Source organism: Pseudomonas trivialis (assembly GCF_036864995.1).
Classification (GTDB): domain Bacteria; phylum Pseudomonadota; class Gammaproteobacteria; order Pseudomonadales; family Pseudomonadaceae; genus Aquipseudomonas; species Aquipseudomonas trivialis.
Window position 1 is genome coordinate 870,657 of sequence record NZ_CP142151.1, and the last position, 15,760, is coordinate 886,416.

The 15,760-nt window shown below is 60.3% G+C and carries 14 protein-coding genes; 2 read left to right on the forward strand and 12 right to left on the reverse strand.

What is annotated here, in order from left to right; all coding sequences use genetic code 11:
- Positions 1-340 precede the first annotated feature (340 nt).
- Genes VRB54_RS03715 through VRB54_RS03730 form a run of 4 tightly spaced genes read right to left on the reverse strand, consistent with a single transcriptional unit; the run spans position 341 to position 3,791 of the window.
- Entirely contained in the window at positions 341-1,498 is a 1,158-nt protein-coding gene (locus VRB54_RS03715) for a betaine/proline/choline family ABC transporter ATP-binding protein (protein ID WP_004372312.1), read from the reverse strand.
- On the reverse strand, positions 1,495-2,148 hold the full coding sequence (locus tag VRB54_RS03720; protein WP_004372310.1) for an ABC transporter permease: 654 nt from the start codon (positions 2,146-2,148) through the stop codon (positions 1,495-1,497). Before VRB54_RS03720 ends, VRB54_RS03715 begins: the two co-directional genes overlap by 4 nt.
- Positions 2,149-2,160: 12 nt before the next feature.
- On the reverse strand, positions 2,161-3,054 hold the full coding sequence (locus VRB54_RS03725) for a glycine betaine ABC transporter substrate-binding protein (RefSeq protein ID WP_338479583.1): 894 nt from the start codon (positions 3,052-3,054) through the stop codon (positions 2,161-2,163).
- A gap of 20 nt (positions 3,055-3,074) precedes the next feature.
- Positions 3,075-3,791, reverse strand: a complete 717-nt coding sequence (locus tag VRB54_RS03730; protein WP_004372306.1) for an ABC transporter permease — start codon at positions 3,789-3,791, stop codon at positions 3,075-3,077.
- A 329-nt stretch (positions 3,792-4,120) separates the two neighbouring features.
- Between VRB54_RS03730 and VRB54_RS03735 the strand changes: the two genes are divergently transcribed.
- The gene (locus VRB54_RS03735) at positions 4,121-5,704 is read left to right on the forward strand and encodes a peptide chain release factor 3 (RefSeq protein WP_338479584.1); all 1,584 of its coding nucleotides are present in this window, start codon (positions 4,121-4,123) and stop codon (positions 5,702-5,704) included.
- Between the two features lie 93 nt (positions 5,705-5,797).
- On the opposite strand, the gene VRB54_RS03740 is transcribed toward VRB54_RS03735, so the two are convergent.
- Positions 5,798-6,127 (reverse strand): hypothetical protein, encoded by a 330-nt coding sequence (locus tag VRB54_RS03740; protein ID WP_338479585.1) that lies wholly within the window; start codon positions 6,125-6,127, stop codon positions 5,798-5,800.
- Positions 6,128-6,369: 242 nt separating this feature from the next.
- Between VRB54_RS03740 and VRB54_RS03745 the strand changes: the two genes are divergently transcribed.
- Positions 6,370-6,645, forward strand: coding sequence for a hypothetical protein (locus VRB54_RS03745; protein WP_338479586.1), 276 nt, complete (start codon positions 6,370-6,372; stop codon positions 6,643-6,645).
- A gap of 156 nt (positions 6,646-6,801) precedes the next feature.
- Here VRB54_RS03745 and VRB54_RS03750 read toward each other — a convergent pair whose 3' ends face one another.
- The 7 genes from VRB54_RS03750 to VRB54_RS03780 all read right to left on the reverse strand — a co-directional run bounded on the left by VRB54_RS03750 (position 6,802) and on the right by VRB54_RS03780 (position 15,606).
- Entirely contained in the window at positions 6,802-7,773 is a 972-nt protein-coding gene (locus VRB54_RS03750) for a peptide ABC transporter ATP-binding protein (protein WP_338479587.1), read from the reverse strand.
- Positions 7,773-8,741 (reverse strand): ABC transporter ATP-binding protein, encoded by a 969-nt coding sequence (locus tag VRB54_RS03755; protein WP_209988536.1) that lies wholly within the window; start codon positions 8,739-8,741, stop codon positions 7,773-7,775. Before VRB54_RS03755 ends, VRB54_RS03750 begins: the two co-directional genes overlap by 1 nt.
- 10 nt (positions 8,742-8,751) lie before the next feature.
- Positions 8,752-9,663, reverse strand: coding sequence for an ABC transporter permease subunit (locus tag VRB54_RS03760; RefSeq protein WP_209988538.1), 912 nt, complete (start codon positions 9,661-9,663; stop codon positions 8,752-8,754).
- Between the two features lie 10 nt (positions 9,664-9,673).
- Positions 9,674-10,684, reverse strand: coding sequence for an ABC transporter permease subunit (locus VRB54_RS03765; protein WP_003171721.1), 1,011 nt, complete (start codon positions 10,682-10,684; stop codon positions 9,674-9,676).
- A 76-nt stretch (positions 10,685-10,760) separates the two neighbouring features.
- Positions 10,761-12,356, reverse strand: a complete 1,596-nt coding sequence (locus VRB54_RS03770; RefSeq protein WP_338479588.1) for an ABC transporter substrate-binding protein — start codon at positions 12,354-12,356, stop codon at positions 10,761-10,763.
- Between the two features lie 79 nt (positions 12,357-12,435).
- On the reverse strand, positions 12,436-13,830 hold the full coding sequence (locus VRB54_RS03775; RefSeq protein WP_322212644.1) for an OprD family porin: 1,395 nt from the start codon (positions 13,828-13,830) through the stop codon (positions 12,436-12,438).
- Positions 13,831-14,001: 171 nt separating this feature from the next.
- Positions 14,002-15,606, reverse strand: a complete 1,605-nt coding sequence (locus tag VRB54_RS03780; RefSeq protein WP_338479589.1) for an ABC transporter substrate-binding protein — start codon at positions 15,604-15,606, stop codon at positions 14,002-14,004.
- Positions 15,607-15,760: the final 154 nt, after the last annotated feature.

Below are 15,760 nucleotides of genomic sequence, written 5' to 3' on the forward strand. Positions count from 1 at the left end.
CCTTGCTGTCTCGTCGTCAGTACTTGAGCCGGATGGATCGTTTCCAGCATGGACGTTCGGCGCGAACTTTAGGGCTTGATGGGCGTGGGATCAACTAAAAATGTCGCGTTTTTGCACGCGTTCGTCGCGCGACCGCGTGCAGCTACTTATGTAACCGACCGGTGTGACGGATTGATGTTCCCCGGATGGGGCCAATCGACGGTATTTCCCTGACGCACTGCAGGGCAAATGTGGGAGGGGGCTTGCTCCCGATAGCGGTATGCCAGCCATGCATATGCTGACTGAACCACTGTCATCGGGAGCAAGCCCCCACCCACATTTTTAACCGCAGGGTGTCAGATCAGGCCAACGCAGTCTCGGCAGGCGAAACAATGCTGGTCTTGCCCCCACGGGACTTGCCGGAACTCAGGTACTCGGCAATCGACTCCTGGGTCACTTCCCCCAGGAACACCCGCTCTGCGTCCATCACCGGCAACCACGAGCGGTTGAACTCGTACATCCGCGACAGCAGGATGCGCAAGTGCTCGTCATACGCCGCCGTGGCGTTGAACTCGCGCAGGTATTGACCGCAAGTACCGGCCTGGCGGTGCAGGTCGCGGCGGCGTACATAACCCAGCGCCTTGTTCTCGGCGCAGGTGACCACCACATAACGGCGGTCATGCTCGTCCATCAGTTCCAGCGCATCGGCCACCGGGGTTTCCGGGCTCACCGACGGGGCGTTGTCTGCCGCGTCTTCGGCCTTCACCAGCAGCAGGCGCTTGAGGGTGCTGTCCTGGCCGACGAAGTTGCTCACGAACTCGTCAGCCGGGTGCGCCAGCAGCGTGTCCGGATGATCGATCTGCAGCAGCTTGCCGGCGCGGAAGATCGCGATCTTGTCGCCCAGCTTGATGGCTTCGTCGATGTCGTGGCTGACCATGATCACGGTCTTGTTCAGCGCGCGTTGCATCTCGAAGAACTCGTTCTGGATCATCTCGCGGTTGATCGGGTCGACCGCGCCGAACGGTTCGTCCATCAGCAGCAGCGGCGCATCGGCCGCCAGCGCGCGGATCACACCGATGCGCTGTTGCTGGCCGCCCGACAGTTCACGCGGGTAGCGGTGCAGGTACTGCTTGGGTTCGAGCTTGATCATGCTCATCAACTCGCGGGCGCGGTCGTGGCATTTCTGCTTGTCCCAGCCCAGCAGCTTGGGCACCACCACGATGTTTTCCTCGATGGTCATGTTCGGGAACAGACCGATCTGCTGGATCACATACCCGATGTTGCGACGCAGGGTCACTTCGTCCAGGTCGGTGGTGTCTTCGCCATTGATCAAAATCTTGCCCGAGGTGGGCTTGATCAGGCGGTTGATCATTTTCAGCGTGGTGCTTTTGCCGCAGCCCGAAGGGCCCAGGAATACGCAAATTTCGCCTTCATTGACGGTCAGGCTTACGTCGTTCACGGCGGAGACAGTCTTGCCGTTGCTTTGAAAAGTCTTGGTCAGGTTTTGAAGTTCGATCATTTGAGCAGTCCTTTTGGAGTCAGCGAGCGTTGCAGCCATTGCAGAAGCAGGTCGGCGAAGATGGCCAGGAGACTGACCAGCACGGCGCCGACGATCAGCATCGACATGTCGCTGCGGCTGATGGAAGCCAGAATAAGTACACCCAGACCACCGGCGCCGATGGTGGCGGCAATGGTCATCACACCGATATTCATCACCACGGCGGTGCGCACGCCGGCGAGGATCACCGGCACTGCAATCGGCAGCTCGACCATGCGCAGGCGCTGGCCGAAGGTCATGCCGATGCCTTTGGCGGCCTCGCGGATGCCCGGTTCCACGCCGGTGAGGGCCAGATACGTGTTGCGCATGATCGGCAGCAGCGAATAGAGGAACACGGCGGTGATCGCCGGCATCGGTCCCAGGCCCTGGCCGAATTTGGAGTAGAACGGCAGCAACAGGCCGAACAGCGCAATCGACGGCACGGTCAGCAGCACCGTGGCGCTGGCCTGCAAGGGGCCGGCGAGCGTCGGGAAGCGTGTCATCAGCACGCCCAGGGGCACGCCAATGAAGATTGCCAGCAGTACGGCAATGCCGACCAGGGTGATGTGCTGCCAGGTCAGTTGCAGCACCTGGGCCCAATCAAGATGGGAAAAGGCGTTTAAAAATTCCATGTCTTCTCCTCGTTAGTTGATGGGATGTTGGCGCAGGAAATCTGCGGCAACGGCGGACGGGCTCTCATGGTCCACGTCGACCCGCGCATTGAGCTGGCGCATGGTTGCATCGTCGAACAGATCGGCCAGTGGCTTGAGCTCGGCGGCCAGTTGCGGGTGCTGGTCGAGGTATTCCTGACGGATCACCGGCGCGGCGGTGTAGTCCGGGAAGTAGTGCAGGTCGTCTTCCAGCAGCTTCAATTTGAACGCGTTGAGGCGACCATCGGTGGTGTAGACCAGCCCTGCAAACACCTGGCCGTTACGCAGTGCGGTGTACACCAGGCCTGCGTCCATCTGCCGGGTGTTCTCGCGGGTCAGGTTCATGTCGTACAGCTTGACCATGCCGGCGAGGCCGTCTGAGCGGTTGGCGAACTCGGTGTCCAACGCCACCAGGCGGTGTTCCCGGGTATCTGCCGCCATGGCCTTGGTGAGGTCGCTGATAGTATTGATTTCGGGATGTTCCCTGGCCACCTTGTCCGGCAGCGCCAGGGCGTAGGTGTTGCTGAAGCGCGACGGCGATAGCCAGGTCAGGCCTTTTTTCGCGTCGAGTTCTTTCACCCGGGCGTAGGACTGTGCGCTGTCGAGTTTCTCGTCGATGTGGTTGTAGGCCACCAGCGACACGCCGGTGTATTCCCAGAGCAGGTCCAGTTGCCCGCTTTCCTGGGCACTGCGCGCCAGGTTGCTGCCCAGGCCGCCAGTGACGCGGGTGTCGTAGCCTTTGGTGCGCAGGTATTGGGAGGTGATTTCGGCGAGCAGGGTCTGTTCGGTGAACACCCGGGCGCCGATGCGAATGACTGGTTTTTCAGCGGCTTGCGCGATGCCTGCACACAGCAGGACGCAGCTCAGTATCAACGTCAGTTTTTTCATGTGAATTCCTTTACCCGGCCTTAAGACGGACGCAGCCCGCGTTCCAGCCAGAGGCGGCTGGCCATGGTCACAAGACCGTCAAGCAGCAACGCCAGCAGCGCGGTGCACGCGGCGCCGAGCAGCAGTTGCGGCTGGTTGTTCAGGGCAATGCCGGGGAAGATCAGGCTGCCCAGGCTGTTGGCGCCGATCAGGAACGCCAGCGGTGCGGTGCCGACGTTGATCGCCAGGGCCACGCGCACGCCGCCGATGATGATCGGCACCGCGTTGGGCAATTCCACGCGAAACAGCACCTGGCGCGGGGTCATGCCGATGCCGGTGGCGGCTTCCTTCAGCGAACCCTGCACATTCTTCAGGCCTTCGTAGGTGTTTCGCACGATGGGCAGCAGGGAGGCGAGAAACAGCGCGAAGATGGCCGGGCCGCTGCCAATGCCGAGGACGCCGAGGGCGATGGCCAGTACGGCCAGGGGAGGGACGGTGTTACCGATATTGAAGATCTGCATGAAGCGCTCGGCGCGCCCGACCATGTTCGGTCGGCTCAGCAGGATGCCGGCGGGGATGCCCACAATCAGGGCGGCCAGCATGGAGACTAAAACCAGAATCAGATGAGCTTGCAGGTAAAACAACAAATCGTCGCGGTACAGTTCGATCGTGTTGATGCCGATCCAGTGGACCAGCAGGGCCAGGAGCGCGACGACAACCGCACCTCCTATCAGCCCTTTGCCATAGCGAATAGCCACAGGCGGACTCCTTTTTTCTTTTGTCGGCGAACACATTCTCCGGCGGCAATGCCATTGCTGGCTGTCGGCGAAAACGTTCGCGAAAAGCAGCTCGTCGATACCGGCAACGCGGTATGTATCGAGCCATGAGCGCAGCCCCGTCAGGCTAACTTGCTGATTTTTCAGCCCTGTTACGAGTGCGATAGCAGGGGAGTGGACGTCTCCACCTTTTAAAAGGTTCCACATTTGGCAGCATTTAGCCACCCCTGATCGGGTGAACGGTGGTCCGACTCGTGGGGTTTGCGCTATACTCGCGCCCCTTTTTTGACTCACCTGCCAGGCGATTTCCCATGACCCACCAGGCCGCCGAAGTCGCGAAACGCCGCACTTTCGCTATTATTTCCCACCCCGATGCCGGTAAGACCACCATCACCGAGAAGCTGTTGCTGATGGGCAAGGCAATCGCGGTGGCCGGCACGGTGAAATCGCGCAAATCCGACCGCCATGCCACCTCCGACTGGATGGAAATGGAAAAACAACGGGGTATTTCCATTACCACGTCGGTCATGCAGTTCCCGTATCGCGACCACATGGTCAACCTGCTCGACACCCCGGGCCACGAAGACTTCTCCGAAGACACCTACCGCACCCTCACGGCGGTGGACTCAGCGTTGATGGTGCTCGACGGCGGTAAAGGCGTCGAGCCACGCACTATCGCGCTGATGGACGTGTGCCGCCTGCGTGACACGCCCATCGTCAGCTTCATCAACAAACTCGACCGCGATATCCGCGACCCCATCGAGCTGCTCGACGAAATCGAAGCCGTCCTGAAGATCAAGGCTGCGCCGATCACCTGGCCGATCGGTTGCTACCGCGACTTCAAGGGCGTGTACCACCTGGCCGACGACTACATCATTGTCTACACCGCCGGCCACGGTCACGAGCGCACCGAAACCAAGATCATCGAGAAGCTCGACTCGGACGAAGCCCGCGCTCACCTGGGCGACGAGTACGACCGTTTTGTCGACCAGCTGGAACTGGTGCAGGGCGCCTGCCATGAGTTCAATCAGCAGGAATTCCTCGATGGCCAGCTGACTCCGGTGTTCTTCGGGACCGCCTTGGGCAACTTCGGTGTCGACCACGTGCTTGATGCTGTCGTGAACTGGGCGCCAAAGCCTCTTGCCCGGGTTGCCAACGAGCGCACCGTCGAGCCGGTAGAAGAAAAATTCAGCGGCTTCGTGTTCAAGATCCAGGCGAACATGGACCCCAAACACCGCGACCGTATCGCCTTCATGCGCATCTGCTCCGGCAAGTACGAAAAAGGCATGAAGATGCGCCACGTGCGCACCGGCAAGGACGTGCGCATCGGCGATGCCCTGACGTTCTTCTCCTCCGAGCGTGAGCAACTGGAAGAGGCGTTCGCCGGCGACATCATCGGCCTGCACAACCACGGCACCATCCAGATCGGCGACACCTTCACCGAAGGCGAAGCGCTGGGTTTCACCGGCATCCCGCACTTCGCCCCGGAACTGTTCCGTCGCGTACGCCTGCGTGACCCGCTCAAGTCCAAGCAATTGCGCCAGGGTTTGCAGCAGTTGGCGGAAGAGGGGGCTACCCAGGTGTTCTTCCCCGAGCGCAGCAACGACATCATCCTCGGCGCCGTCGGTGTGCTGCAGTTCGACGTGGTCGCCAGCCGTTTGAAAGAGGAATACAAGGTTGAGTGCTCCTATGAGCCGATCACCGTGTATTCGGCGCGCTGGATTGAGTGTGGTGACAAGAAGAAGCTGGAAGAGTTTTCCAACAAGGCGGTGGAAAACCTGGCGGTGGACGGCGGCGGTCACCTGACCTACCTGGCGCCGACCCGAGTGAACCTGGCGTTGATGGAAGAGCGCTGGCCGGATGTGAAATTCCGCGCGACGCGTGAGCATCACTAAAAACGATACGGGCCATACGACACGTATGGCCCGTCTTGGCGTGTTTCGTATCAGCGACAAAGACTGAAACGACCCAGGCCAGCCTTCAACTGACTATTTTTTAGTTGGGAAGTAATTCCGGGTCTTCGCCTCATCGACAAAACGGTCGTATTCGGACCGTGAGATAAAACCGTTAGTGTCTTTGTCTGCAGTCTTGAAGGCAATCTCATCAAATTCTGATTTGTTCGAGTAACCCAATTCAGTTGCTGTTTTAACGTAGCGGCCATCCATATATAAGTTCCATTCCTGCCTTGAAAGTTGCCCATCTTTATTTCGATCGGAATAGTCCCAGTTGTCATTGTAGATCGTGTTGTAGAGGCCTCCGCAGGCGGTGGTATTCACAAAGACGGCGATGAGTGCACAGGCGACAAGGATAGGCTTCACTTTGCTTTTCTCGAGAGGAGTTTGTGGAGCCAGGACTTTAGTGATGGGTATTCGCTAGATGCAATAAACTCGTTGAATAGTTGAGACTTTCAGAATCATCCTACGAGCGGGATGGAAATAGTTGTGTGTGACGTTCACCGCAGGCCGGGTGACGCGTGGCCTCATTGCGAAAACCCTGATGCGCGACTAGGTTGATAAAGGGGCATGAAACAGTTCACCCATCTACTGAAAAGGAGGCCGTCGTGCCGAGTATTCAACGTGCTACCCAACTGGTGCTGCTGGCAGCCTTGGGCGTATCCAGCGCCTGGGCGCACACCCCAATGCCGGTTTCCGGCCTGCTACTGGCGGATGCAGGAACGCCCCAATGGAAGGACACCGGCCCAGTCACCAGGAAAAAGCAGAACGAGGTCAATTCCGGCAGTTGGCAACCACAAGCCCAACCCCAGCCTCAGGTGGATCCGGAGCAGCCGCTTAACGAAGGGGAAGACAGCGAAACCTACGACGACGGCGACACCTGAATCGCCAAAAGAAAGCCCCTCCCGCCAGGCTGATGCGCAACCTGACGGGAAGGGCTGTAGAACGCTGTCTATGGGAACTGAGCTATCTGGGAGTGGAGTCGCGGCGCGGTCGACTGACCCACCGCCTTCGCGGGCAAGCCCGCTCCCACAGGTTACCTAAGCAACGAATTGCTCCGCGTAATGGCAAGCCACCTGCCGATTATCCAGCGGCCGCAGCAGCGGCTCCTCGGTGCTGCACCGTGCGGTCGCGTAAGGGCAGCGCTTGTGGAACGCGCAGCCCGACGGCGGGTTCAGCGGGTTGGGCAGTTCGCCGACGATCTTGATCTTCGGCTTGTTCGGGTCCGGGTGAATCGTCGGGGTGGCCGACAGCAGCGCCTGGGTGTATGGGTGAAGCGGACGCGCGTAGATGTCTTCCTTGGGGCCCACCTCAACCGGGCGACCGAGGTACATCACCATCACGTCGTCGGCAACGTGCTGAACCACCGCCAGGTTGTGGGAGATGAACACGTAGGCGGTGTTGAATTCCTGCTGCAGATCCATGAACAGGTTGAGCACCTGGGCCTGGATCGACACGTCCAGTGCCGAGGTCGGTTCATCGGCCACCAGCACTTTGGGTTGCAGCATCATGGCGCGGGCCAGGGCGATACGCTGGCGCTGACCGCCGGAGAACATGTGCGGGTAGCGCTGATAATGCTCGGGGCGCAGGCCCACTTGCTTCATCATCGCCTGCACTTTCTCGCGGCGTTCGGCGGCGGACAGGTTGGTGTTGATCAACAGCGGCTCGCCGAGCTGATCACCGACTTTCTGGCGCGGGTTCAACGAGGCGTACGGGCTCTGGAATACCATCTGCACGTCTTTGCGCAGTTGCTTGCGCTGGGCCTTGTCGGCGCCGGCGACTTCCTGGCCGGCGATTTTCAGCGAGCCCGAAGACGGCTCTTCGATCAGCGTCAGGGCACGGGCCAGGGTGGACTTGCCGCAACCCGACTCGCCTACCACGGCGAGGGTCTTGCCGGCTTCCAGTTCGAACGACACACCATTGAGCGCGCGTACCAGTGCATGGCCCTTGAACAGGTCACGGGACACTTCGTAGTGACGGGTCAGGTCGCGGGCGGTAAGAACGACGGCCATTACGCCACCTCCTGGTTCAAGGGGTAGAAGCAGCGCGCCAGGCTGTTGGTTTTAGGGTCGAGCGTCGGGCGCTGGGTGCGGCAGTTTTCCTGCACGTACGGGCAGCGCGGCGACAGCAGGCAACCCTGCGGACGGTCGTAGCGGCCCGGCACGATGCCCGGCAGGGTAGCCAGGCGTGTGGCGCCCAGGCTGTGCTCGGGGATCGCCTTGAGCAGCGCTTCGCTGTAGGGGTGCGCCGGGATGTCGAACAGTTGCGGTACCTGGCCGACTTCCACGGCCTGGCCTGCGTACATCACGCAGACGCGCTGGGCGGTTTCGGCCACCACCGCGAGGTCGTGGGTGATCAGCACCAGGCCCATGTTCTGTTCTTTCTGCAGAGCCAGCAGCAGTTCCATGATCTGTGCCTGGATGGTCACGTCCAGCGCAGTGGTTGGCTCATCCGCGATCAGCAGCTTGGGCTCGCCTGCAATCGCCATGGCGATTGCCACACGCTGGCTCATACCGCCAGACAGTTGGTGCGGGTAGGCGTCCATACGGCTGGCGGCGCCCGGGATCTCGACTTTTTCCAACAGCTCGATGGCACGTTTGCGGGCTTGTTTGCCGGACATTTTCAGGTGCAGGCGCAGCACTTCTTCAATCTGAAAACCCACGGTGTAGCTGGGATTCAGCGCGGTCATCGGGTCTTGGAACACCATCGCCAGGTCTTTGCCGACGATCTGGCGGCGCTGGCGGTTGCTCAGCTTGAGCATGTCCTTGCCGTCGAAGGTCAGCGCATCGGCGGTGACGATGCCTGGGTGCTCGATCAGGCCCATCAGCGCCATCATGGTCACGGATTTACCCGAGCCCGACTCGCCAACGATGGCCAGTACTTCGCCTTTGTCGACGGAAATGTCGAGGCCGTCGACCACCGGCACGGCGGTCGAGTCGCCGAAGCGCACATTGAGATTCTTGATTTCTAACAGTGACATGGGAATCTCCTCAGGCGGCGTTCTTGAGTTTCGGGTCCAGCGCATCGCGCAGGCCGTCGCCCATCAAGTTGATTGCCAGCACGCTGAGCAAAATGGTCAGACCCGGCAGGCTCACGACCCACCAGGCGCGTTCGATGTAGTCGCGGGCCGAGGCCAGCATGGTGCCCCACTCAGGCGTTGGCGGTTGTACGCCAAGGCCGAGGAAGCCCAGGGCGGCTGCGTCGAGGATCGCCGAGGAGAAGCTCAACGTGGCCTGCACGATCAGCGGCGCCATGCAGTTGGGCAGCACGGTGATGAACATCAGGCGCGGCAGGCCGGCACCGGCCAGGCGCGCGGCGGTCACGTAGTCGCGGTTCAGTTCGCCCATCACCGCAGCACGGGTCAGACGCACGTAGGACGGCAGCGAGACGATAGCGATGGCGATCACGGTGTTGATCAGGCCAGGGCCGAGGATCGCGACGATGGCAACGGCCAGCAGCAGCGAAGGCAGGGCCAGCATGATGTCCATCAAACGCATGATGGTCGGCCCGAGCAGGCGCGGGAAGAACCCGGCGAACAGGCCCAGCAGGATGCCCGGGATCAGCGACATTACCACCGACGACAGGCCGATCAGCAGCGACAGGCGCGAGCCCTGGATCAGGCGCGAGAGCAGGTCACGGCCCAACTCGTCGGTGCCGAGCAGGAACTGGATCTGCCCACCTTCGAGCCACGACGGCGGGGTCAGCAGGAAGTCACGGTATTGCTCGCTGGGGTTATGCGGTGCAACCCACGGGGCGAAGATCGCGCAGAACACGATCAGCAGCATGAACGCAAGGCCGGCAACCGCGCCTTTGTTCTTGGAGAAGGCTTGCCAGAATTCTTTGTACGGGGACGGGTACAGCAGGCTTTGATCGACTGCTGACACGGGAGTTGGTGTGGTCATGGTCATGATCTCAGCGCTGGTGACGGATGCGTGGGTTAGCGAAGCCGTAGAGGATATCCACCACGAAGTTCACCAGGATCACCAGGCAGGCGATCAGCAGGATGCCGTTTTGCACCACCGGATAGTCCCGCGCGCCAATGGCTTCGATCAGCCATTTGCCGATGCCGGGCCAGGAGAAGATGGTTTCGGTCAGGACCGCACCGGCCAGCAGGGTGCCGACTTGCAGGCCGACCACGGTGAGCACCGGGATCAGCGCGTTGCGCAGACCGTGGACGAATACCACGCGCGCCGGCGACAGGCCCTTGGCCTTTGCGGTACGGATGTAGTCCTCACGCAGCACTTCGAGCATGGACGAACGGGTCATCCTCGCGATCACCGCCAGTGGGATGGTGCCGAGCACGATGGCCGGCAGGATCAGGTGGTGCAGCGCGTCCCAGAACGCGTCCGGCTCGTCAGCCAGCAGCGTGTCGATCAGCATGAAGCCGGTGCGCGGCTCGATGTCGTAGAGCAGGTCGATACGCCCGGATACCGGGGTCCAGCCCAGGCTCACCGAGAAGAACATGATCAGGATCAGGCCCCACCAGAAGATTGGCATCGAATATCCCGCCAGGGAGATGCCCATCACCCCGTGGTCGAACAGGGATCCTCGCTTGAGTGCCGCGATCACCCCGGCCAGAAGGCCCAGGATGCCGGCGAACAACAGGGCGGCCATGGACAGTTCCAGGGTCGCGGGAAAGAGGGCGGTGAACTCGGTCCACACGCTGGTGCGCGTGCGCAGCGATTCGCCAAGGTCGCCCTGGGCGAGCTTGCCGACATAGTCCAGGTATTGCGCATACAGGGGCTTGTTAAGGCCAAGGCGTTCCATTGCCTGTGCGTGCATCTCGGGGTCGACGCGGCGTTCGCCCATCATGACTTCTACGGGGTCGCCGGGGATCATGCGAATCAACGCAAACGTCAGCAACGTGATGCCGAAGAACGTGGGGATCAATAACCCCAGTCGGCGGGCAATAAAACTAAACATCTTGTCGTTTACCTCAATCAGCCGGTTAGGCAGGTTCGGCACCGTCAATGTCGACGGTGCCGAGCGTTTCTCTTATTTACTTCACCTGGGTGGTGGCGAAGTTATTTGTGGTCAGAGGGCTTTGGATATAACCCTCGACGTTTTTACGCATGGCGGTGAACATTTTCGGGTAGGCCATGGGAATCCAGGGTTGATCCTTGTCGAAAACGTCCATGGCTTGTTCATAGAGTGCGGCGCGCTGAGCGGGTTCAGCAATTGCGCGCGCCTTGTCGATCAAGTCCTGAAACTCTTTGTTACACCAGCGGGCGTAGTTTTCGCCGTTTTTCGCTGCATCGCAACTCAAGTTAGGCGTGAGGAAGTTATCCGGGTCACCGTTGTCACCGGCCCAGCCGGCGGAAACCATGTCGTGCTCGCCGTTTTTAGCACGCTTGAGCATTTCGCCCCATTCCATAACTTTGATATTCACCTTCAGGCCAATCTGCGCCAGATCCGCCTGCATGCGCTGTGCGCCGAGCATCGGGTTCGGGTTGGTCGGGCCGCCGCCGTTACGGGTGAACAGGGTGAACTCAGTGCCTTCCGGGACGCCGGCTTCCTTGAGCAGGGCGCGCGCCTTGTCGAGGTCACGCGGCGGGTTTTTCAGCTTGTCGCTGAAGCCCAGCAGGGTCGGCGGGTACGGGCCGGTGGCGTCAACGGCGTTGCCTTTGCCATACAGCGATTCGTTGTAGCCCTTTTTGTCGAACGCGATATTGATCGCGTGGCGCACCCGTGCGTCGCTCATGTACTTGTGGGTGGTGTTCAGGGCGGTGTAGGCGGTGGTCATTGCCGCGAGTTCAGCGACCTTCAGGTTCGGATCGTTCTTGATGCTGGGCAGGTCATCGGGCTTGGGATACAGCGCGATCTGGCATTCGTTGGCCTTGAGCTTTTGCAGGCGCACGTTATTGTCGACCGCAATGGCCAGGATCAGCGGGTCGGCTGGAGGCTTGCCACGGAAATACTCCGGGTTGGCCTTGAAGCGCACCTGGGCGTCTTTCTGGTAGCGGGTGAAGATGAACGGTCCGGTGCCGATCGGTTTGCTGTTGAGCTCGTCGGTCTTGCCGGCAGCGAGCAGCTTGTCGGCGTATTCGGCAGAGTGGATGGCGGTGAACGGCATCGCAACATCGGCCAGGAACGGTGCTTCAGGGCGCGTCAGCGTGAAGACCACGGTGTGGTCGTCGGTCTTCTCCACGCTCTTGAGCAGATCCTTGAAGCCCATGCTTTCAAAGTACGGGTAGCCCACGTTGGACTTGTTGTGCCACGGGTGTTTCGGGTCCAGCTGGCGCTGGAAGCTCCAAAGCACATCATCGGCATTCATGTTGCGCGTGGGTTTGAAGTAGTCGGTGGTGTGGAACTTGACGTCGTCGCGCAGATGGAACGTGTAGGTCAGGCCGTCCTCACTGATTTCCCAGGAGGTGGCGAGCGCGGGCACGATCTCGGTAGTGCCGGGCTTGAAGTCCACCAGACGGTTGAACATGGTTTCGGCCGCCGCGTCGGCGGTGACGGCGGTGGTGTACAGCACCGGGTCAAAACCTTCCGGGCTGGCTTCGGTGCAGACCACCAGCGGTTTGGCCGAAACGCCGATCGCAACGCTCAACAGCGCAGCAGCAATGGCGGCTTGTAGCGGGAGCATTTTCATTCAGAGCCCTCTGCAATCGATGGGACCAGACAAACGTACACGGCGGGCTCCTGGGAGCCCGCCGTATACCTGGTGCTAATTAAAGGATGTTGAACGGGATGGTGGTGACCAGGCGGAATTCACGCAGGTTGCCGTCAGACTGGTTTTCGCTGGCGCGGTGCGTCACGTAGGTGGCGCGAACGGTGGTGGCTTTCAGAGGGCCGCTCTGGATGGCGTACGAGCTGCCAACGCCGTATTCCTGATGCTTCTCGCCGTCCTGGGACTGGATGCCGTTGTAAGCGAAGCCTTTCACGCCACCGTCGCCGGTGTAGTGAGTGCCGTCAATGCCCCAGCCGCGCGCCGAGTAGATGTTGAACTTCAGGCCTGGCACGCCGTATTCGGCCATGTTGATGCCGTAGGCGATCTGGAACGATTTCTCGTTCGGACCGTTGAAGTCGGACGTCAGGGAGTTGGCCAGGTAGATGCCGTTGGTTTCGTGCAGGTAGTCGAAGTACTCGTTACCGTTCACTTGCTGGTACGAGAAGGTCAGGCTGTGAGCCTGGTGAGTCAGGCCGAGCGACAGCGAGTACGTGTCGTTGTCGATCTTGCCCATCAACTTTTTGCCTTCGTCGACGGTCTTGTAGTAGTTCAGGCCGGTGGTCAGGCTCAGTTGCTGGCTGTCGCCCAGTTCATGGGTAGCGCCGAAGTAGTACTGGTTCCAGAAATCCTTGACCTGAGCGCCGAATACGCTGGTTTTCAGGCTCTTGAACGGCTGGTAGTTCACGCCTGCGGTGTAGACGTGGTCAGCTTCCTGGCCATTGCCGTATTCGGAACGGAATTTCGACAGGCTCTGCTCGGTACGTGGCGATACGCGGTCGAAGTAAGCGCCCTGGAACGACAGGTTGCTGAACTCTTCGCTGTTGAGGGCGAAGCCTTCAAAGCTCGACGGCAGTGCACGGTTACCGATGGTGTCAACAATGCCGCTGCTGAAGTTCTGACGGCCGGCGGTCAAGGTGGTGTTCGAGACACGGAACTTGACGTTGGCCAGACCCAGTTTGCTCCACTGGTCGACTGCGTCGCCATCGGAGTCGGCCAGGGTACGGTTGGAGCCACCCTTGATGTCACGCTTGCTGCGGTCCAGCACGATTGCGTTGTAGGCCGCCACTTCGGTGGCCACGCCCACGGTGCCCTGAGTAAAGCCCGAGCTCAGGTTGAGGATGGTGCCTTGTACCCAGTTGGTACGGTAGGCGTCGGTGCGTGCCTGGCCGTGCTTCTGGTAGGTGAACTTGCCGCCACGAAACCGCTGTTCGTTGGAGAACCAGTTACGGGTGGTACCGCCCAGGCTTGCGCCGTCGACAAAACCTTTGGCCTCGCTTTGGGCGCTGGTGCCGGCCAGTGTGGTAGGAACGAAGTCCTGGCTTTGCGTGTCAGCGAAAGCGGTTGCCGTGATGCTGCTGATGGCCAGGGCCAGAAGCGCTTTGTTGCTCAGTTTCATGGGTGGAGCTCCTTTGGTTCTCTTTTTTTATGCCGGTCTTTTTAGGTGAACCGGCTATTGGGTGTGTAACTCGTTCAAGCTATTGCAAACGTTTGCTGTAGGAAATTTCCCTACAAAAAGCCGCACGTTTGCGCGAGAGCCCGATTCGCTCTCTGCAATCCGGTTAGTTTCTTATGGGTTGATGCTGACGCCCGAGAACACGTTGCGGCCGAAGGGGCTCACTTTGAAACCTTCGACTTTGGTGCTTAACGGCTGGTTGACCGTCGAGTGGGCGACTGGCGTGATCGGCACCTGGCTTTTAAGCAGTTGCTGCGCCTGTTTGTACAGAACAGTCCGTTGTTCGCGGTCGGTCACGACCTTGGCTTGCTTGATCAGCTTGTCGTACGCCGGGTCGCACCACATGGAGTAGTTGTTCCCGCCGATGGCGTCGCAGCTGTAGAGCGTGCCCAGCCAGTTGTCCGGGTCACCATTGTCACCGGTCCAGCCGATCAGGCTCACATCGTGCTCACCGTTCTTGGTGCGCTTGATGTATTCCCCCCACTCGTAGCTGACGATCTTCACTTTCAGGCCGATCTTGGCCCAATCGTTCTGCAGCATTTCGGCCATCAGCTTGGCGTTGGGGTTGTACGGACGTTGCACCGGCATCGCCCACAGGGTGATCTCGGTACCTTCCTTCACGCCGGCGGCCTTGAGCAGTTCCCTGGCTTTTTCCGGGTTGTAGGCGGCGTCCTTGATGCTGTCATCGTAGGACCACTGCGTCGGCGGCATGGCGTTGACCGCCAGTTGCCCTGCGCCCTGGTACACGGCATTGAGGATGCTCTGCTTGTTCACCGCCATGTCCAGCGCCTGACGCACTTCGAGCTGGTCGAACGGCTTGTGGCGCACGTTGTAGGCGATGTAGCCCAGGTTGAAGCCGGGCTTGGTCAGCAACTGCAGGTTCGGATCGGCCTTGAGCGCGTCGACGTCGGCCGGGCGCGGGTGCAGGGTGACCTGGCATTCGCCGGCCTTGAGCTTCTGCACACGCACCGACGCATCGGTGTTGATGGCGAAGATCAATTGGTCGAGCTTGACCCGGCTCGGGTCCCAATACTGTTTGTTGGCCACATAACGGATCTGCGAATCCTTCTGGTAGCGCTGGAACACGAACGGGCCGGTGCCGATCGGCTTCTGGTTGATGTCGCTGGGCTTGCCGTCCTTCTGCAACTGCTCAGCGTATTCGGCCGAGAGGATGGCGGCAAAGCTCATGGCAATGTTCTGCACGAACGCGGCGTCCACCGTGTTCAGGGTCATCACCACGGTGTACGGGCCGGTTTTCTCGACCTTGGCGATGTTCTTGTTCAGGCTCATCCCGTTGAAGTATGGAAACTCGGTGGGGTAGGCCTTGCGAAACGGATGCTCGGGGTCAAGCATGCGGTTGAAGGTGAACAGCACGTCGTCGGCATTGAAGTCCCGCGTCGGCTTGAATTCCTTGTTGCTGTGGAATTTCACCCCTTCACGCAGGTGAAAGGTGTAGGTCAGGCCGTCTTCGGAAATATCCCACTTGGTCGCCAGGCCCGGCACAACATTGGTCTCGCCTTTTTCAAACTCGACCAGACGGTTGTACAGCGGCTCGGCCGCATCGTTGTCGGTGGCGGTGGTGTATTGCGCAGTGTCGAAACCTGCCGGGCTGCCCTCGGAACAGAACACCAGGCTCTTCTTGTCGGCGGCCTGGCCCAGCGAGGCCACAGCCAGCAGGCTGGTGCCGAAAATCGCGGATAGAACGGTGGTATGGCGCATGACGATCCCAATCCTTGTTTGTAGTTATCGATCAGCAAGCAATCACCCTGGCGTCCTGCCAGGAAGACATTGCTGATCCCACACACAGCAAGTGCCTTTCCGAACGTGGCATCTCTGCTGTCGTACGACGTTAGGGGTCGCGGACTTCGCAGTA